Raw genomic sequence first — 19,652 nt, 5'->3', positions numbered from 1 at the left:
AGTTGGGTCAATTCGTCCTTCCCCTTAATCCCAATTGTCAAACCCAGTTTTCCATTGGCAATATCATTCACATTATCAGAAATGAGCTTCAAATATACTATTTTCTTTCGAACCAATATCAAAAAAATGACGATAAAAGTAAAGATTGCGAACGCGAATAAGAACAACAATGCGAAATTGGATTCAAACATACCAAAATCTTCATGTCTTGTAAACAATGGCTCTATGACGAATAGAAAAATGAGGATTGTAAAACCAAACGAAATAAAAAAACTAACTGCAACAGCACCAAGAAGTTTTATAATGATCTTATTTCTAAAACTAACATTCTTCATATTTTATATCCAATTCCCCAAACAGTTTTAATATAAATAGGATGTTTAGAATCCTCTTCAATTTTGTCTCTTATTTTTGTAATATGCACCATGACGGTATTGTCTGATTTATAAAAAACCTCTTTCCAAACTGCTTCATATATTTTTGCTACACTCAGGACAATTCCTTTGTTGCGGGCAAGTAGTTCGAGAATATCAAACTCTTTTGGAGTTAGCCTTGTTTCCTTTCCCCTTACCCATACTTGACGAGTATCTGTATTTACGATTAAGTCACCAATTTCTAGAATGCTTTTATTATGTTCTATTGATGAATTGTATTTTTTAAACCTTCTTAATTGAGATTTTACCCTAGCGATTAGTTCCAATGGGTTAAACGGTTTTGATAAATAATCGTCTGCACCAGAGGCTAAACCCTGAATTTTGTCTATATCCTCTGATTTTGCAGATAGCATAATGATAGGCATATTGCGATTCCCCCTAATCTTCATGCAAGCTTCAATACCATCCATATTCGGCATCATAATATCTAAAATAATAAGATCAAATTCTTTTTCTTCTAACAGTTGTAAAGCTTCCATAGCATCTTCAGCTTTTTGAGTTTTCAGACCTTCATTTTCCAAATAAACAGAGATAAGATTTCTAATCTCTTTATCATCATCAACAATAAGAATTTTTGACTCCATATTATTCCTCCACATTTTTCTCGTATTGGACAACTAAAAACATAAGCAGTTGAAACATTTCTATCTTCTCTTTTTTGTAACTTGTAAAACAGAAGACCAGAAATAACATAATGTATATAAGTAATATTGTTCAATATTTACTGCTGTTTCATATAAAATTAATAAGTTCCCTTTTTCTTTAAATTATTCTTTTAGTAAAAAAGTAAAATTCTTTATTATTTCCCACTAATGAACCTTATACTTTGAAGGGCTGCACCAATTCATTTCTAGTTCATTATATTAAGAAATAAGAAAGTTAATTATTTTCATACTTAACCCTCCACAGGTTTGAATTCATAATCATACTCTAGTGTCCAAACCTTAAGAAAATGGGACAAAAGTTCTTAAGAATTCTTAAGCTTTTTACAGCAGTTTTTCTTAAAAATATAGTCACTCTTGAAATGAGGCGCATGATTTACATATTTAGTTTTCTCTACTTTTTCTTTTGCTTCCATCTAAAATGGTTCATCTGTAAAAAGTTTTCCACTTGCAAGAATTAAACTTAATACTTCAACACACATCCCTATTTTTAACATCCTTGTACTTTTCAAGATAATCCGTCCTTTCGTGTTTAGCAGTACATAAAATAGATGTCAAACCAGACTCAATGTATCATGTTTGGGCACTAAGTTTTTAGGATTACATTTAATAGACAATTTAAGTAATAAATTTGTTCCACTTTAATATGAGGAAGAAATTCGAGTTTTTATAGTAACGGAACCGAAACTTTAATAGGGGTACAACAACCAGAAATGGAATTTCATAGAAAATCCAATCTTAGCCTGATAGACATGTAATACCATCAGCGTTTTGGAACATTATCATGCTAAGCAAAAAAACTCACTTTTCATCTTTTTTCAGATAAGAAGTGAGTTTTTTCTTTTTGGTGAATTTATTTTTATAAACTTGATGGAGGAAAGTTTCTGTCCATATAGACGTAATTGTTTACTTTTCTTTAATATTTACAAAATTAACGGCTTTCTTACCCTCAGTACCTAAAGCCGTATTCACCTTATTTATTTCCTTTGTTAATTCTGGTGCTTTCCCTTGATTGACTAAATTAAGATTCCCAAGAGATTTATTAAAAGATAGAAATTGTCTTGTTTTTTCTTTCCCATTTATTTCTTTAAATAATGTATCATCTACAATTAATAGGATTACGTTGGATTCACCACGATATGGCGCTAGCCATACATCACCCTCGTACGTAGTACTCATTTTTTTCCCATCATATGTTATTTCTTTTAAGTCCTTATATTCTTTATTTGCAAATATGATAGTTTCATCTTTTTCTATTTTTGGTAACGAGTCGAGAGGGTCTGAAGATAGGAGCCCCTCGTTATTATCCCTTTCACGTATAAGTCCCTTTTTATTCATTTTTTCAGCAGTTGTTCTACTAATAAACAGTAAATTACTAGTAGCAGTATCCATAGAATCCCCAAAATTAGTCGGTAGCTTTATGTCAAGCTTGTTATTATCTATAGTCCCTTCTTTTAATTGATATAGGTCTTTTGAGCTTGTTATATCTTTGTATAAGTCAATTATAGAGCTTCTTGCTTGTTCGTTTATCGCTCCTACTTCTATTGAAATTCCATTTGCCGGAGAGTCTTTTGTACCAAATAATGAACATGCTCCTAACATGGTAATCGAAATACTAACTACTACTAATAATCCAATTCTTTTTTTCAACCTATATTCTCCTTCTTTTTAAATTAAAAGATTGTTTTATACATTTTTTTCAAATATTGAGCACGAACAAAGTAAAAGTATATAATTTGCATAACTAAGAAACAAATCAATACCACAACGGAACTACCCAAGACTGAAAAATTGGCTAACTTTTGTAAGGCCATAAAAGCAACCGTACTGTGTGTAATTGCTATTGAAATTGGTAAAAAGAATAACAATGCAAGTTGACGTGACACAATTTTCTTTAATTCCGGTTTACTTAAACCAACTTTTGCTATCATTTTATATTGCTGCTGATTTCTTTCTAAGTCTGTGTATAATCGGAAATATAAAAAACTTGCGGCAAACGTAAAGAAAACAATGCCTATTAATACACTCATGATAGATGCAAGTCCAGAACTTTGCTTCATCACTATCCATGTAAGAATTAAAGTCGAAAATGTATATTTTCCGTTGTCTACTATACCCTTAATTTTACTTGTATCATCTTTCTGAAAAGCAGCTAAAATATTTTCCGCAACTTTTTTTGTTTTCTCCCAATCTTTCACAATAAAACCATTAATAGTTGTTTCAAAATAGTAATTCTCTGGATCTGCTATCATTTGATTATATAAAGCGTCTGGTACAATAATTATCGTTACCATTGTATCTTGTAATTCTTTCGGAGTAAGTATTTTATTTACATGCATATCTTTTTTCATATCTCTATACAACAATTGAAAGTTATTTTGATTCGATTTTGTATTAGCAACTTTTCTTGAAGGTATGACAAGACTATCATTTTCATTTTTTAAGCTTTCTTTTTCAAAACTAAATGCCTTAGCTAACTTATTATAATCACTTAATTTTATAACGGTTGATAATATATTATTGTTATAGAGAGTATCTCGAATTTGTTTTGTTGAATATGCTACTTGTTTGAATTTAAACCTACCATTATTGAGTTCGCTTTCTATTTTTTTTAGATGCTCTTTTTCTAAAGGATTATTATTATAAGACTTATAAGAAAATGCAAAGGGACTATTCGATTCAGCCATAGATGAGTTACCTAATCCCATACAAGTCCCCACTGCAGTGAAAGCAACGGCAGATATAATAGTGACCATAAAAAACATTTTTGCATTATCTTTTAATTGATACACTAAATCTGAAATGGTGAGTATGTTTGTTTTCTTAAAGAAAATATTTTCCCTTTTCTTTAATACACGTAACACATACACACTGAGCTGTGTAAATATGAAGTACGTTCCAAGTACAACAAAGCTCACCCCTGTCGCCATCATGAATAATACATATTTCACATCCTTGTAATGAATTGCGTTAACACTATGGAAAACAGCCGTATATCCTAATCCCATACAAATTAGTGCAAACAAAGATAGCCAAAGGGATGCTTTTGGTTCAGGCTTTGGCTTTTCTTCTGCTTTTATTAATTCTACTAATTGCTCTACATTTACTAGTCGAGAAGTGAAAAGTGAAATAAATAAAAATAATAAGAAGAAAGCTCCAAATGTTATTCCAATTGCTTTAAAGGGCATGTAAAATGGGAGTCCTTTATCAATCATTAACAGATGGTTGCTCATAATTAAGATAAATTTAGAGAACGCCATTCCAATTGTAATTCCTGTTAAAATAGAAGCGATACCAATTATTATATTTTCAATAAATACTAATTTATTTAACTGTGAACGTGACATCCCATGTAGCATTAGAATTCCAAAATCTTTTTTTCTTGTTTTTAAAAATGCACTTACAGAATATAGGATAAAGAAGAATGAGAAGAAAAATATTAACCCCTGCGATATCTGTAATCCTGACTTTGCAAATGTATTAATTGTTACACTGGCAGCAAGATCGCCTTGTAAATTAGGATGAAATGCAAGTAATGCATACGTAAAGAAAATCATAATAGCAAACGTACTGCTTAAAAAATGAGCCAAATATGTTCGTTTACTTCGAATGACGTTATTAAATGCGAATTGTCGAAAAGTCATGTGCATTTCCTCCTAATAATGCTAAAACCTCTAGAATTTTTTGATAGAATACTTTGCGATTATCTCCACAATAAATCTCATTGTATAACTGTCCATCTTTGATAAACACAATTCTATCACAATAACTTGCAGCCATTGCATCATGTGTCACTAACATCATCGTTGTGCTATTTTCTTTATTAAGCGTTGTCAATAATTCCATCACATCACTAGCAGATTTTGAATCCAGATTTCCTGTAGGCTCATCCGCAAGTAATAATTTCGGATTATGAATAGTAGCTCGTGCGATTGCTGTTCTTTGTGCCTGTCCACCAGAAATTTCATACGTACGTTTATCTAATATTTCAGTTATCCCTAGTTTTTCAGCAATAGCTTCCACTTTTCCTTCCATTTCTCTAGGACTGACACCATCAAGCGTAAGTGGAAGAACAATATTTTCTTTCACTGTCAATGTATTAAGGAGATTAAATGATTGAAAAACAAACCCTAATTCACGTCTTCGAAATAAAGACAACTGATTTGGAGATAACAGGTATGGATTTTCTCCATGAATTAATACTTCTCCTGATGTTGGAGCATCTATAGTAGAAACCATATTTAATAGCGTTGTTTTACCACTCCCAGATGGTCCCATAATTCCTACAAATTCACCTTTGTTTATTTTTAAATCAATATGGGATAATGCTGTATAAGAAATTTCCCCAGAATAAACTTTCCCTAAATCTGAAACATGTAGTATCTCCACAAGTATTTCACCTTCCATTTCTCTCTTCGATACATGAAGTGTAACCTATATATAGTATGTCTCATATCGATTTCCCTAACATTTATCTAACAAGTTTGTAAGATTCAAAAGAAAAAACCGATGAAAAGTCTACCTTTCATCGGTTAACGAGAGGCATATGGGAATACGATTCTAACTTTTGTTCCCTTACCTACTTCAGATTGTAGCTCAATCTTATGATTTAATTTTTCACATACTTCTTTAACAAGATATAATCCCATTCCCGTAGACTCTTTAAATTTCCTACCATTTTCTCCAGTATAAAATGGATTGAAAACACGTGGTAAATCAGCAGTAGGAATGCCCACTCCATAATCTCTTACTTCCAAAATAATTGCCCGTCCTTTTGAATACGCCGATACTATTACTTTCTCTTTCTTACTTGATGAATATTTAATTGCATTTGACAGTACTTGATTGAGTATAAATCGAAACCATTTCTTATCTGTTTCTACAATAAGACTCGGATCTACTTTTACTTCTGGATACACATAACTACGTATAAACAAACGTTTATTTTCATGAATAACAGAATCAATCATTCCCAATAATTGCAATCTTTCTACATGAAAATCCTGTTCAAATGTTTCTAAACGAGCAACATATAAGACCATTTCTAATCCTTTTTTGATTCTTTCCGTTTCTTCATTAATACTGTCAAATCGAGAGTCATCTGCATCTTGTGTAATTAACTCAATAACAGAAAGAGGTGTTTTCATTTGATGAACCCATTGATTCATAAAAGTCATTTGTTCTTGTTGTTTTCGTTCCCATTTTTTTAATTGGTTTTGATAATATTGATATTGCGTTTGTAGTAATGTTTCTAAGGCCATTGATAACGGAGTCAAATCACTATCTTTTATTGATTCATTTAACGTTTCCATTGGTGTGGATAGACGCTTGTAGAATGAACGATGACTATAATAACGATATATTAAATAGCCCATTAATAAAAAAATACCCAAAAATACAGAATATAATGCTGTCAAAATATGTGGATAACCATCAAACCAATATATAAAAAGAATGATAAGCAATTGGGCAAATGTATAACAAATAAGTGGAATATGTTCTTGTAAAAATAATTTCATTATTCCTTTCCTTCCTTCTCCCAAGTAGCATGCAAACGATATCCAGCGCCACGAACTGTCTCCAGTGCGTTTTCAATGCCTAAATCTTGCAGTTTCCTTCTAATTCTACCTATATTTACACTCAATGTATTTTCGTCTATATATGAACTATCCCATAGTTGTTCTAAAATCACTTCACGTTTTACAAGGAGCGGAGACTTTGTTATCAATATTTCTAATAAATTTGTTTCTTTTCTAGTAAGTAAAATTGTCTTATCATCTAGTTGAAGTTCCATTCTTTCTGGGAACAGGAATAACCCTGATTGCTCAACTATTCGTTCTTTTACTTTAGGAGCATATTCACCGTATGCTCTTCTAAGTTGACTACGGATTTTAGACATTACAACTTCATAATAAAAAGGTTTCGTAATGTAGTCATCACCACCATTTTCTAATGCCATAACTTGATCCATCTCTCCACTCCTTGCAGATAGAAATACAATTGGACAAGTAGAAATAGCTCGTATTTGACGACACCAATAATAACCGTCAAAATTAGGTAAATTTACATCTAATAGCACTACATCTGGTTTTATCTCTTGAAATATATCTAAGACATTTTCGAAGTCCTCTATAATAACACTTTGGTATCCATATTTTTTAATATGAGTTCCCAGTAATTCAGCAATTTTCATATCGTCTTCTACAATCATGATTGTATTCATTTCGTTATCTCCTTTAATTTATGTGTAATTTTTAAAGTTCGTTTAGTGTTTTATATTTTACTTATTTAAAAAAGATGATATCTTACATCCCCCCTCAAATGCAATAAGTATCCATTACTTTCACTTCGTTTAGAAGTGAACATGGGGGTAGTTCAAAAATCTTCATTCCACTCCTATGCAAATGAATGGTTGCAAAAAGGAAGTCCTGAAGTGGCGAGTGAATTTAATGCAGCAGTGTCAGAGTTAATTGAACTGAATACGTATTACGATCCAAAGAAAACATATCCCTATGATCAATTTAAAATGGAAATACAGCCCGTAATTAACAAGTTGGAAAAGGTTAGAACATTTATTCAGAATCATAAATCTGAATTGACCCAAGTCGCACCTCTTGCTTCCTATGATGTGAACTTTCTGGAGAAATCTATTAATATACGGATTGATGCGATTAAAACGCATTTAGATGCTGTAATGAAAGTTAAAGGTGGTATCTACTCACCTAAAGTTGCAGACTAAGCTACCTATATTCGAGATCAAAAAATGGCACAAAATTTCGCATGGCTCACCGAAATGCAGTATAAAAACAAAAAAATTATTGTGTGGGGGCATAATTATCATATTCGAAAATAAAATTCAAAAATGATATTAGACTTTACGAAGGTGCAGCAATACAATTATGTTGGCCCAAATATGATGGATTATCTTCCATAACGCATCAAAGACCAAATGTACACCATTGGTCTATTTGCGTATAGTGGAAGCAGTTGGGATGATGGTAATGAAGATATTATTCCTGTACATAATGAACATGAAGAACAAAGCGTTGAAAAAATTATCAGCACGGCGGGAAGTCTCAATGTTTTTGTTAACCTAAAGGGAGAAAGTAACCGACCAGAAACTTCATGGATGTTTACTCCTACTGCAGCAAGTTATTGGGGAATAAAGATAAAGAAGAAATCATGATTGCGATAGAACAATATGATGGCATTCTCTGTTTAGAAAAGACGACGCCTTCTGTACTGAAGTAAATACAAAAGCATCCTTACAATATAAGGATGCTTTTAATTATATTTTTATAATTCTTTTTCTATGAATAAATCTTTGTACATATACGTTTTAAATAGTGCTTTCTAATAATAAGGAAGTAAATAATTTGCATACAAATAAAGCTTATTAATACAACAATTGAGCTTTGAATAATGGACATTTCCTTACTTACTGTTTGTCCTAATTTATGAAACGTTAGAAATGCAAAACTGCTGTGAAGCATAGCAACTACAATCGGTAAGAAGAATAGTAGCATCATTTGTCTTGTCACAATTTGCTTCAACTCACTTTGACTTAAACCTAATTTTGAAATCATTTGATACTGCTCTTGATCACGTACTAAATCAGTAAATAGACGGAAATATAAAAAGCTAAGCGTAAATACGAAAAATACAATCCCCACCATTACACTTGAAATAGAAAGTAATCCGTTTTGTTGTTTCAATTCAATCCATTTTAAATACAAGGATGAAAAGGCATAATAATCCTCTTGATGAAAGGATTACGTATACGCGAGAAGACCTTTCTAATTATAATCCAATTACTGAAAAGCATGTGGATACAGGAATGACGTTAAAAGAACTTGCAGATGCTTCTGTTCGATATAGTGACAGTACGGCACATAACTTAATTCTTAAAAAATTAGGTGGTCCATCCACATTTGAAAAAATATTGAGGGAAATTGGTGATACTGTTACTAATTCCGAGAGATTTGAACCTGAATTAAATGAAGTAAATCCAGAAGAAACACATGATACTAGTACACCAGAAGCGATAGCTAAGACACTTCAGTCATTTACATTAGGAACTGCACTTCCAACTGAGAAACGTGAACTATTAGTAGATTGGATGAAGAGAAATACAACTGGAGATAAATTAATTCGTGCGGGCGTACCAAAAGGATGGGAAGTAGCTGATAAAACAGGTGCAGGATCTTATGGGACAAGGAACGATATTGCAATTATTTGGCCACCAAATAAAAAACCAATTGTACTTGCCATCCTTTCTAATCATGATAAAGAAGATGCAGAATACGATGATAAACTCATTGCAGACACAACCAAAGTCGTGTTAGATACTTTAAAAGCTACGAATAAAAAATAATAGATTATTGGAGCGTGTAATATAAACCGTGTAAGTAACCTACCATCCTAGATAGAGGGTTACTTCATGGTTTTTCTTTTTCTAAAATTATTAAGAAGGAGTGGTTACACCTATAGTTAGATAGAAGAGAGATTCAAAATCCGTGAAGTTAGCTCAATCAATTTTTGAAGCTTACCAATCGGAAACTGTTGAAGATATTCAAGAGGCTTTGAAAGACATCGGTGAACCTTTGTTTGAGGCCATGGTTCAGGGCGAAATGAATCACCATCTTGGTTACGATTTAAACTCAAAAAACGGAAAGAACAAGAAAATTGTCGTAATGGATACCCACACTTTGGATACCTAAAGTGCCACAAACTTTGCGGCCATTTAGTAGCACTCCGTATCCAATCTCACTTTCATCCCATGCCTAAAGGCTATGTGCTTTTTTGTTGGGGAAGGATTGTAAAAGAACCCCATAACAAATGGAATGGCGATCATATCCCCCAATTGGTCAATCTTGTTGAATCAACTTATGGTTAACGTTAAATTTGCCAAACTAATTGAAAAATACAGAATTTACCTACCGTGATTTAAATCCGTCGTTTGTTCGATAAGATAATTTGATATATCTGTGTTGGTGCCATTCCTCAAGAGGAATTTCACTAAATCTTGTTTTTGAAGAACAGGATTAATAACAGCTACATCTAACTGACTTAGAATCTGAACGATGCCATGATATGAAAAACTCTTGATTTCTTTCAAAAGTTCTGCATCACGTTTCTTTCGTTCGGCGGATTCTTCAGGATACCCAGTATTGAACGGTTCTTCAAAAAGTTTCTCAAGCGTGAAGCGAAGATTTAGTTCGCCCGCCCAACCGAAGTTCAATCCAAGTGGCAGTGATGCACAGTTTCCGTTATTTATCCTACCAAACAGGAACGCATCTGTTGGAGTTGGCAGATAACCGCTAATGACATTCGGAAGTGTATTACAGGCAATCGACATACCAACACCGCTACTACATCCAGTGACGACAAAATCAACTGCACCTGAATTTAGAAGTAGACCAACAGCTAAGGACACTTGTATATAGCTTAACTCCGAATCTTCAATTGTAACACCAAAATTAAACACTTCATATCCATGCTCCGCCACTGCCCTTTTTGTTTCTTCAAAAATCAGTTCATTTTTGCTAGTTTGGGTACTTGCTTGTATCACAGCTATCTTCATTCTTCCACGACCTTTCGATTTAATTATCACACATACTGAAAGTCAAAAGTAGATAAAAAAGATAAAACCAATCTTACCTTAAAATTTGCTATTCTATGTGTTCGTTTCAAAAACTTACACAGATTTCTTTACAATCCCGGTTATTCTTTTTTATTTTTCCATCACAATATTTTGACGTTTTTTTATGTATTTTGAGAAGTATTGACCATTTAATGTTACAAAAACGGTTATTCTTCCATTTCTAAAGAAAAAGTTGGGGATTCCCCCAACTTTTTTATACATCTATTTTCTTATTAATCCTGTGGATGTAACCTGATATGTTCTTTTCTTACCTATATATTCCTGTTTTCCATTCTCAAGGTTAGTTAAAGTCGCTCGCGTTTTTTCCTTTGCTGCTTCCCCTTCTATATGAGTAAATTCTATATAATCTCCCTCTTTTATAGGTACTGTTTGGGTTTCAGCATTTTGTTGTCTATTTCCCATGATTTCCTTATTGTACATAACGCTACCGGATGAGCTTTGGACCTTAATACTTGCATATGTACTATTAAAGTAAACATGCGGTACGCCAGCTTCTAATTTGATTTTCAGCTCTTCTGCTGTTTTATTATAATCTACTTTTGCAATTTCTCGATCACTATATCCTTTTAATGACCATGCAAATTGTTTTCCATCTAGAATTGTTGTCTCTGGCATTTTTTCAACTTTCTTTAATCCCTCTTTTGTAACCTGATATCTTGCTGTCTTTCCAATAGTCTCATTTTTGTTATTTTCAAGATTTGTTAATGTTGCGCGTGTCTTTTCCTTTACTGCGTCTCCTTCTATATGAGTTAATTCAATGTAATCCCCCACTTTTACAGACACAGTTTGGCTTTCGGTATTTTGTTGTCTATTCCCCACGATTTCCTTATTGTATAATACGCTACCAGATGAGTTTTGGACCTTAATACTTGCATATGTGCTATTGAAGTAAGAATGCGGTACACCAGCTTCTAATTTGATTTTCAGCTCTTCTGCCGCTTTATTATAATCTACTTTTGCAATTCCTCGATCACTATATCCTTTTAGGGACCATGCAAATTGATTCCCTACTAAAATATCAAAATTTCCATTTGTAATTCCTACTTTTTTCTCTACAGTTCGATCAAATATGTCTGTTAATGTAATTTTAGCAAAAGCCGTTTGAGGCAATTGCATAGTTTGACTTACCTCAGTTTGGTAGGACTTAATATTATCAATTACTTTCAAAGGTTGTCCCATTAACTTTTCATTGTCATAGATTTCAATTTTCCCTTTAAACTGTGGGGTACTTTGTTCTTTCAATTTCCAAGACACATTTAATTTTTCAGCTTCAAAGCGAATATTTTGAATATCAAAATCTAAATTTCCGATTTCTGGTTGACTAGGCTGATTTATATTAAAAGTTTTTCCAGTACCAATTGTTGATTGAGTATTTCCTCCTGCCTTAACCCATATATATTCTGAATTTGCTCCTCCATCGTATTGATAAGATGTATCATGTTGCCCACTGATACGCTGATTATTCCAAGAATTCCATTGTTTATCTGAAACTTTTCTACTGTATCCATTTTTTAAGCGTGCTTCTCTTACATCTTGTCCATTACCAGCCCAGTCCTCTTGGAACATCGATAGACCATAATTAAATGCAACATTCGCAACTGGATGATCCATAATAGCAACTAACTTCCATTGATTTAATTTATTATCTTTTATCCACTGGCCAAACTTTGTATGGCCATCTTCTTGCCAAGAACGTAGAGTCATTCGATACCATTCACTATCTTTCCAATTATAAGTTGTTTGTACCTTCAGACCTGTTCCTTCACCACCAAATCTACTGGCTTCTGAAGTCGGCGATAAATATTCAGCTTTTATTGCTTGGTTTGATGCTATTGGATCCCAAAGCGCAAAATGAAGAGTACGTTTACCGGTTTGATCAAAACCACTTTGTTGTTGGAAGCCAGCATAACCACCACCCTCTCCCCCCTGATTCCAGTTATGCACAGCCCAATACGTATAAGGTGCTGTTTGGACTGGTGACCAGTCTATGCTAATAATATCTGAAGCAGCAGTATTTTGTGGTGTTACATAAACTGATGGAGCATGAGATCGGATTGCTGCCTCTGTACTAGAAATTGGTGCTCCATACATTGACATCATGGTGCAAGCCGCAGTAATTATAACAATCTTTTTTAGTCTTCCATTTGTTTTTTCTTTAAACATGAATTCCTATCTCCTTTTAAATTATTTTAGTTACATTGAATAATAACGATATACATACTATTAAACAAATTATGTAAAAAAATAACATTAGCTATACTACCTAGTTATGTTTAATGTTTTTTTCACTACTATTACTAACCAAATTATAGTATCTTGTAAGAAAATCGTATGATTTGTGACTAAATGTTGGCTAAAAATATTATAAAAATTCATAAATATATAATTCTAGATTATTATGCTGAAAGACTCCTTTGATATTTCATAATTTTTCAATAGATTTCTTTCCATAATTACTCACACTATTAACTATAAATTTGTTTACGGAAATAACATTATGTAAACATACATCGTGATAACTAGATAAAATAGCTTATCAATTTGCACGTGTCTTTTCAATAGATTAAAAGAGCCCACTAAAAACGTAGACTCCTTTAGTTACCTAAACATTAAATATTGCAACCGACCAAAAAATTAACATTAGATTCTTCTGTTAGCTTATTTGATATTTAATGACGTAGATAATGTATTCCAAGGTGCATTTGTAGATGTGTTTTGATATTTGAATTGTCCATTTTGCTGTCCCGAAGCATCCCATTTATATTCCCATCCATCAACTGTTCTATCACCATTAATATCAATCATCTTAGAATCTACTTTTTTTAGTTTTTGACCACTCATTTGAGCAATCGGATTTCTACCATATCCCATTTCATTTGTATAAATGTATAAATAGCTTCCTCCATGATCTTTAACTGTACCAAAATTGTTTGGATCGATAAATTCAACTCCGCCTAATTGAGATTCAACTTTTACTACATTTAATGATGTTAATGGTGGTGCAGGTGCTGCAAATACATCTGTCGCTATGCCAACTGTTGCTCCCACTACTAATGATGAACCCCCTAGGATCATTCTTTTTAGCATACAATCATCCCCTTTATATTTAATACAAATTGATTCTATCATACTAATTTCATATACTTTCTTCCCTGTGAAAGAGTTAACAAAAAGTACCTATTTATATATGAAATTGTGCATATTCATTGCATTTTTACTATTTGCACTTATCATTAATCCTACTACAGCATAATTGGTTCTCTACCTTTATTGACTTTCAACACTTGGACTCGTTTCAAGGTGGCTTTTGTAAGTGCTAATAAATGGTGTGTAGTTCGGTAGTTTAGCAAATAAAGACTAGAGTTGCTAATCCAACTCATATTAAGTCGGCACTTCCTCTAGCATTATAAGCAAGATTCACCACTTGCATCGATTAACTCACCAGTTATCCAACGACTGTCTGATGAAGAAAGAAAACCTACAATATCAGCTATATCATTAGGTTCTCCCCACCTATTAAAAGTCGATAAACCTGAAGCATATTTTTGGCCATCTTTATTCCCCAATGTCTCAGCGTTCATTTCTGTATTAATTATACCCGGGAGAATTGCATTTACTGTAATACCACGAGCACCAAGTTGTTGCGCTAAAGTATGAGTGAGTGTATTAATTTCCCCCTTAGATATACTGTAGGCAAAAACACTTGGTGAGGCTACTCGTGTAACAAATGATGAAATATTGATAATCCGTCCTCCATCTTTTAAACGTGGTAAAGCCTTTTAAATAATGAAAAACGGAGCCTTCACATTAATATTCATAACCTCATAAAAAGACTCCTCTGTAGCTTCCTCTAACGTTAAAATCTGTCCAATTCCAGCATTGTTTACAAGAATATCAAATGCAGTATTACCTATATGTTTTTGAAGAGATTGATCCATCATTGAATACAAGTTATTGATACCGTTAAAAGTATTTAAATCTGCACTGATTGCAAATGCTGCACCACCATCTTGTTTAATTTTATCCACTACACTATCTGCTTCTTCTTTTACTATAATGAACTACGACGAACGCACCAGCCTGTGCCAAATGTATGACAATGCTTCGTCCTATTCCCCTACTAGCCCCTGTTACTAATGCAACTTTCCCCTTCAATTTTTCATCTCATCATCTCCTTATTTAAAATTCTACTTAGTTATATCACAGGATACTCTTTGAAATGTTGCTCTCTAATTTGGTTTCCTTAAAGGACCAAGATTGTATTGATACTAATTTTATTTAATACTAAACATCTAATTTTCTTTTTATGAATGAAGGATATTAGTACTCGCACTTAAGAAAGATGAAAGCTTTGTATAAACGTAAAATGAATCTATTAAATAAGGAATTATCAAAGCACTTTAAGGAATATGTCAAGATTAAAGGTGGTAGCTCCGGCATTTTCGTTATTATTGAAGTGAAAACAAAAATGAGTGAAAAAATGCTAATTGAAAGAGCACATGATCACGGCATTATAGTATATCCTTGTTCAAAATATTTCTCAGAATATCCGCATATTCAACTTGGATTTGGTGATTTATCCGAGGAAGAGATAATAAAAGGAGTATCTCAATTAGCAAAAATTTGGTTCTAATAGGAAAAGAGATAGAACAATTAATGAATGATTTTATTTAATTATGAATAGAAATCCCTCTAGTATTTTGAAATTTTTTACACAAAGTGATATTTTACTTTTGGGGTAGCACCCCATCGCTATCAAGCTAAGCTCATGTAACGTCAATGATAAGCGAGATTGTTTCTTTTTTTCGAAATTCTATATGTAGGTGCTTTAAAGCTTTGCATACGAAATAAACCCTAACGGGTTTCATTTTTTTTACTTTAAGCGACTTGATTATCAGACAGGGTACAATTGTAAACGACACCTAATATATCAAAGACTGTTTTCTTCTCATAACGATGTGATTTTCGCCCGTTTTGCTGTAGGAGATTGAACAGGCGAAGTAACACCTTTGATAGCTCTTGGGTGTCTTTTTGAATAGTTTGGAATAGAAGAAGAAAATAGTCTTTAATCATATATATTGCTTTATACTCACTAAGCTCTCGTTTTTTCTTCATATGGAGCAGTTAGCGCATTTGAAACATGATAGAAGAACAGAGTAGAATGGCAATCAATTGACCATATAAATAGCACTCCAATCGTTCTGGTTTTATCTTTTTACAATGATGGATTTGAAAGAATGACTTCCACGTTTTAAATAAAATTTCGATTTGCCAACGCAAAGAATACCAGTCATGTATCTGTCCCATCGGGACAATATCTGTAGGGGTGTTTGTCATATATACATTGATACCACTGAGTCGTTTACTACGAGAAGAATACTTCATTCCTTTCTTTTTTTCTCTTACAGCTTGATCTTGTAATCGTTTTGTTGCTGTTCTTTGGTTAGTCGATGAACAATCACACGAGTTGAGACTTTATCATTCATTCCTACATAAGCGTTGAATATTTCACATGTTTGTCCTGGTTGAAAAGAGTTCATTAATGTTTCCGTATCTATCTGTATATACTCTGTACCTTTCTTGATTCTGCCATCTTGAAAATAATCAGGGTCGGGATTTTTTTGATAAATACGTGTATTCGATTTGATACGTGAGATATAATATGCCTTTTTATCTTGTATATGTTGAAGATCTTTCAAGTGAAAATAACCTAAATCACGGATACATAAATCATTCGCTGTCACAGTTGGGGCACATAGAGAACCATAGGTTCGATCATGTTGTTTACCTGGGCCTGTATGAATATGTAGGAACTGCCCACTTAATAAATCATACTCAAGCTGAATCTTCATCCCAGCTGTATGACTGCATCCTCCTGCACCTGGATAAACGAATGAAAAGGAATCTGGAAGTTGAAATGCAGTTGAATCTAAAATACGAATACGCTTAAAAACAGAAGTATATGGAGAAGAAATCTGTATAGATGAGGTCAATTTTCGGCTTAGTAGTTCAGCTAGTATGTGTTGTGAAAATTGGACGGCTGCTTTATTAAATTGTTGGTTCAGTCCCTCGGGACTGATGAGCACTTCTGTCGAGGCTTCTAAACAGCTAGATAACTGAGTTAAAGACGTCGTAGCGATATTTTGGTTCATCCATACACATAAAGCGACTAAATCTTTTGCTTGGTACTTACTGGTTCGTTGTACGAAACCAACATCTCGAGCAAGATTCCGTAAGGTATTTGGAGATAAAAAACGTTGAATCTCTTGAGCAAATAGTTGTAATTCATCAGACACAGAAACAGACATAAAAAACGCCATCCTTTCCTATGATTCTACAGAAAGAATAGCGTATTTTTTCATTTTGGGGCATTTCTTTTTATTAGCTTGATAGCCATACCCTCCAAGGTGCCATTTATTTCACTTATGCTTCGCTAAAAATTCTGTTATGCGACGATATACATATATTTCATTTTCTTTTTTTGAAAATCCATGTCCTTCATCGTCTAATACTAGGTATTCTACATCTACTTCTTTTTCTTGCAGCGCTCGAAAAATTTGATCCGATTCTGTTTTTACAACTCGTGGATCATTTGCCCCCTGAATTATAAGGAGTGGTTTATTCATTTGATTTAAATATGTACTTGGTGAATCATTTATTAGCTTATCTTTATCATTCTTAATATCACCTATTAAATTAACTGCAAGCGGTTTCCAATTTTCTGGCATAGATTCGATAAAACTAAATAAATTGCTAGGCCCAAAGATATCAACGGCTGCAAGGAAATACTCTGAATGACGCCCATAGAGCAATAAGGCCATATACCCTCCATAACTACCACCCATAACAAATAATTTATCAGGAGTTGATATACCCTGTTCAAATAACCATTCTATTCCTGCTACACAATCTAAGCGTGGGGCTTCTCCCCAATCACCTTCAATCATTTTTGTAAATGTTGAACCATATCTTGTACTTCCTCTAAAGTTTGGTGCAAAAATATTATATCCCTGCCTTAATAAATATTGAAATAATGCCCTGAAATCTTTCGTCTCAGCACTTTGTGGACCACCATGAGGCCAGAATATTGTATATCCGTTTTGCACTTCTCCTTTCGCCCGGAATAATAACGCTTCTATGTTTAATCCATCAAAGGAGGCATATGTTATAACATCCGGTTCAACAAAAGAAGATTCGGATAAACCAATAACATAGTTTTTTGTTAATGATGACCATTCTGTATCTCCATTTTTCTTGTAATAAATGTTTGCTGTTTTCGTCGCACTTTCACCTAATAGATATAAATTTTCAGATTTGGTAATTTCTATTTGACGTATCGTATCTACCGGAGAATTTAATAGAATTAATTCCTTTTTATCCCATACAAATTTATATAACCTATCTGTAACACCTTTCGACGAAACAATGTAGCCATTTTTTGTTTCAGTATGCCATTTTATATCGGATATATCTTCCTTCTCTATTTTACAGATTGGTTTGAATTCCTGTTTATTTAAATCAAAAGAAGCTACATAAGAAAACTCTTCTTCATAATTTGTAACAAAAATCAATGTATCTTCATCAGTATAACAAATAGACTCTATGGTATGTTCTTTCTCACTGGAAGGTACTATACAAATGAGTTCTTCTCCCTTTTTCACATATCCTACATTATATGTATTACTATATGACTTTAAAACAATGTAACTTGATTCACTCGGACTCACTGCCCCCACATATGTAGGTGTCTCCACACCAGTTAACAGAAGCGTATCTTCTTTTGTACGTATATTATAACAACGTGAGTTGAAGAACCTTGGGTTATCTTTACTTGTGACATAGTATAATCGTTCCCCATCCTCTGTTAAATGCACATAATAATCCTTTTCTGTCTCTCCTGCTGGAATCAATTCAAGCAATCCGCCACCCTCTGGTTTTAATGCATAAATATGATAATTTTCATTGCCATCTTTATCAAATCCAGCTAAAATAAATCTATTTAAAGAATCCACTTTAATAAAATTACTTGCTTGATTACAATATGTTAACGGATACGGTGATAAGTTTGGTAAATCCATTGCCCATAAATTAGAATGACCATTTAAGTTTGTACTAAAAATTAACCTTCCTTCATCTTCACTGATTGTAAACTTACCCATACTATGTGATTTAAAAAATTGTTCGGCATCTTCTCTAGGAAATTGAATCATCTTTCTTCCTCCATTTTATTTAATGTCTAAAAATTCAGAATGCAATATATATAAAGATTCTATATTTCCCTACTTATCCCTTTTTTGTTTTATTTAGATTTACTTCTCCCTTCTAATTTCCTTATTAACATTACAAGTAGAGAGGTGAAAAATTCGTTCTGGGGGTACTTTAAAATCTTAGTTTGATGGACATGGGGTAGCACCCCACATCCATCAACTTAATGAAAGTAAACTTTTTTCTAAAAGTTTACTTTGGGAAATAGATAAAAAATTTTTTATTCATATCATTAGCAAACATAAATGTTCAATAAAGATACTTAATTACAAATGCAATTATTTGATTTATAATTATATTTAGAAAATAGAATAGAAAGGTCTTGGTAATATGTTGGGTATTGATGTTATAAAAACAACAGAGGAATTAATTATTAAATGGCAATTGGCAAAAGTTAATATTCCATTAAATGAAATTATTGAAGTTACTGAAGATGATACTTATGCTGGCGTTGAAAAAAATGATGCAATTCGAATTGGGACACCTTATGCTACAACTGATCGCATCTTAATTAAAACTAAAAAGCAAGATTATGTATTATTTACTACTAATAAAGTTTCAATTTTAAATAAAATAAATGCTTAATAACTTGATTGGTTTAATATAATTCTTTAGAAAAAAGGCGAC

Annotated in this window: 11 protein-coding genes and 8 pseudogenes; 5 read left to right on the top strand and 14 right to left on the bottom strand. The window is 32.8% G+C overall.

Annotated features, from left to right (window positions below; genetic code table 11):
• The 7 genes and pseudogenes from RBB48_RS29850 to RBB48_RS29820 all read right to left on the bottom strand — a co-directional run.
• Positions 1-335: pseudogene (locus RBB48_RS29850) on the bottom strand (two-component sensor histidine kinase); the annotation flags it as partial.
• The gene (locus RBB48_RS29845) at positions 332-1,018 is read right to left on the bottom strand and encodes a response regulator transcription factor (protein WP_306008695.1); all 687 of its coding nucleotides are present in this window, start codon (positions 1,016-1,018) and stop codon (positions 332-334) included. The gene RBB48_RS29845 and the pseudogene RBB48_RS29850, both read right to left, overlap by 4 nt.
• Before the next feature lie 984 nt (positions 1,019-2,002).
• Positions 2,003-2,746: a lipoprotein BA_5634 family protein gene (locus RBB48_RS29840; RefSeq protein ID WP_306008694.1), complete on the bottom strand. Its 744-nt coding sequence runs from the start codon at positions 2,744-2,746 to the stop codon at positions 2,003-2,005.
• Between the two features lie 23 nt (positions 2,747-2,769).
• A complete protein-coding gene (locus RBB48_RS29835) occupies positions 2,770-4,740 on the bottom strand; it encodes an FtsX-like permease family protein (RefSeq protein WP_306008693.1) in 1,971 nt (656 codons plus the stop codon).
• Positions 4,715-5,485, bottom strand: a complete 771-nt coding sequence (locus tag RBB48_RS29830) for an ABC transporter ATP-binding protein (protein ID WP_306008692.1) — start codon at positions 5,483-5,485, stop codon at positions 4,715-4,717. Before RBB48_RS29830 ends, RBB48_RS29835 begins: the two co-directional genes overlap by 26 nt.
• A gap of 143 nt (positions 5,486-5,628) precedes the next feature.
• Positions 5,629-6,615 carry a sensor histidine kinase gene (locus tag RBB48_RS29825; protein ID WP_306008691.1) on the bottom strand — a complete coding sequence of 329 codons (987 nt, stop codon included), beginning with the start codon at positions 6,613-6,615 and terminating at the stop codon, positions 5,629-5,631.
• Complete coding sequence (locus tag RBB48_RS29820) at positions 6,615-7,319, bottom strand: response regulator transcription factor (protein WP_306008690.1); 705 nt, start codon at positions 7,317-7,319, stop codon at positions 6,615-6,617. Before RBB48_RS29820 ends, RBB48_RS29825 begins: the two co-directional genes overlap by 1 nt.
• A gap of 150 nt (positions 7,320-7,469) precedes the next feature.
• Here RBB48_RS29820 and RBB48_RS29815 point away from each other — a divergent pair.
• Positions 7,470-8,347, top strand: a pseudogene (locus RBB48_RS29815) (erythromycin esterase family protein); the annotation flags it as partial.
• A 59-nt stretch (positions 8,348-8,406) separates the two neighbouring features.
• On the opposite strand, the pseudogene RBB48_RS29810 reads toward RBB48_RS29815, so the two are convergent.
• Positions 8,407-8,862 (bottom strand): annotated as a pseudogene (locus RBB48_RS29810) (ABC transporter permease); the annotation flags it as partial.
• Here RBB48_RS29810 and bla point away from each other — a divergent pair.
• A pseudogene (bla, locus tag RBB48_RS29805) lies at positions 8,856-9,470 on the top strand (class A beta-lactamase); the annotation flags it as partial. The pseudogenes RBB48_RS29810 and bla overlap by 7 nt on opposite strands.
• Before the next feature lie 142 nt (positions 9,471-9,612).
• Positions 9,613-9,797, top strand: a pseudogene (locus tag RBB48_RS29800) (IS256 family transposase); the annotation flags it as partial.
• A 231-nt stretch (positions 9,798-10,028) separates the two neighbouring features.
• Here the strand turns inward: RBB48_RS29800 and RBB48_RS29795 are convergent.
• The 4 genes and pseudogenes from RBB48_RS29795 to RBB48_RS29780 form a co-directional block, all read right to left on the bottom strand.
• Positions 10,029-10,679: an RpiB/LacA/LacB family sugar-phosphate isomerase gene (locus RBB48_RS29795; protein WP_306008688.1), complete on the bottom strand. Its 651-nt coding sequence runs from the start codon at positions 10,677-10,679 to the stop codon at positions 10,029-10,031.
• Positions 10,680-10,961: 282 nt separating this feature from the next.
• Positions 10,962-12,923 carry a DUF3472 domain-containing protein gene (locus RBB48_RS29790; RefSeq protein WP_306008687.1) on the bottom strand — a complete coding sequence of 654 codons (1,962 nt, stop codon included), beginning with the start codon at positions 12,921-12,923 and terminating at the stop codon, positions 10,962-10,964.
• A gap of 495 nt (positions 12,924-13,418) precedes the next feature.
• Positions 13,419-13,847: a DUF4879 domain-containing protein gene (locus tag RBB48_RS29785; RefSeq protein WP_306008686.1), complete on the bottom strand. Its 429-nt coding sequence runs from the start codon at positions 13,845-13,847 to the stop codon at positions 13,419-13,421.
• Between the two features lie 317 nt (positions 13,848-14,164).
• Positions 14,165-14,915 (bottom strand): annotated as a pseudogene (locus tag RBB48_RS29780) (SDR family oxidoreductase).
• A gap of 148 nt (positions 14,916-15,063) precedes the next feature.
• On the opposite strand from RBB48_RS29780, the pseudogene RBB48_RS29775 reads away from it, so the two are divergent.
• Positions 15,064-15,393, top strand: a pseudogene (locus RBB48_RS29775) (MocR-like pyridoxine biosynthesis transcription factor PdxR); the annotation flags it as partial.
• A gap of 245 nt (positions 15,394-15,638) precedes the next feature.
• Here the strand turns inward: RBB48_RS29775 and RBB48_RS29770 are convergent.
• Positions 15,639-17,068 (bottom strand): annotated as a pseudogene (locus RBB48_RS29770) (IS4 family transposase).
• 111 nt (positions 17,069-17,179) lie between these two features.
• Positions 17,180-18,970, bottom strand: a complete 1,791-nt coding sequence (locus RBB48_RS29765) for a S9 family peptidase (RefSeq protein ID WP_306008684.1) — start codon at positions 18,968-18,970, stop codon at positions 17,180-17,182.
• Positions 18,971-19,355: 385 nt separating this feature from the next.
• Between RBB48_RS29765 and RBB48_RS29760 the strand changes: the two genes are divergently transcribed.
• Positions 19,356-19,610, top strand: coding sequence for a SunI/YnzG family protein (locus tag RBB48_RS29760; protein ID WP_044440149.1), 255 nt, complete (start codon positions 19,356-19,358; stop codon positions 19,608-19,610).
• Positions 19,611-19,652 lie beyond the last annotated feature (42 nt).

The sequence above is a fragment of the Bacillus sp. MMSF_3353 genome (assembly GCF_030733445.1).
Classification (GTDB): domain Bacteria; phylum Bacillota; class Bacilli; order Bacillales; family Bacillaceae_G; genus Bacillus_A; species Bacillus_A wiedmannii.
Note: the sequence above shows the minus strand (reverse complement) of the source record. Positions and strands in the feature narration are given on the sequence as shown.

Coding starts and splice junctions, on each gene's coding strand:
- RBB48_RS29845 (WP_306008695.1), bottom strand. CDS start 1,018: ATGGAGTCAAAAATTCTTATTGTTGATGATGATAAAGAGATTAGAAAT.
- RBB48_RS29835 (WP_306008693.1), bottom strand. CDS start 4,740: ATGACTTTTCGACAATTCGCATTTAATAACGTCATTCGAAGTAAACGA.
- RBB48_RS29825 (WP_306008691.1), bottom strand. CDS start 6,615: ATGAAATTATTTTTACAAGAACATATTCCACTTATTTGTTATACATTT.
- RBB48_RS29820 (WP_306008690.1), bottom strand. CDS start 7,319: ATGAATACAATCATGATTGTAGAAGACGATATGAAAATTGCTGAATTA.
- RBB48_RS29795 (WP_306008688.1), bottom strand. CDS start 10,679: ATGAAGATAGCTGTGATACAAGCAAGTACCCAAACTAGCAAAAATGAA.
- RBB48_RS29790 (WP_306008687.1), bottom strand. CDS start 12,923: ATGTTTAAAGAAAAAACAAATGGAAGACTAAAAAAGATTGTTATAATT.
- RBB48_RS29785 (WP_306008686.1), bottom strand. CDS start 13,847: ATGCTAAAAAGAATGATCCTAGGGGGTTCATCATTAGTAGTGGGAGCA.
- RBB48_RS29765 (WP_306008684.1), bottom strand. CDS start 18,970: ATGATTCAATTTCCTAGAGAAGATGCCGAACAATTTTTTAAATCACAT.
- RBB48_RS29760 (WP_044440149.1), top strand. CDS start 19,356: ATGTTGGGTATTGATGTTATAAAAACAACAGAGGAATTAATTATTAAA.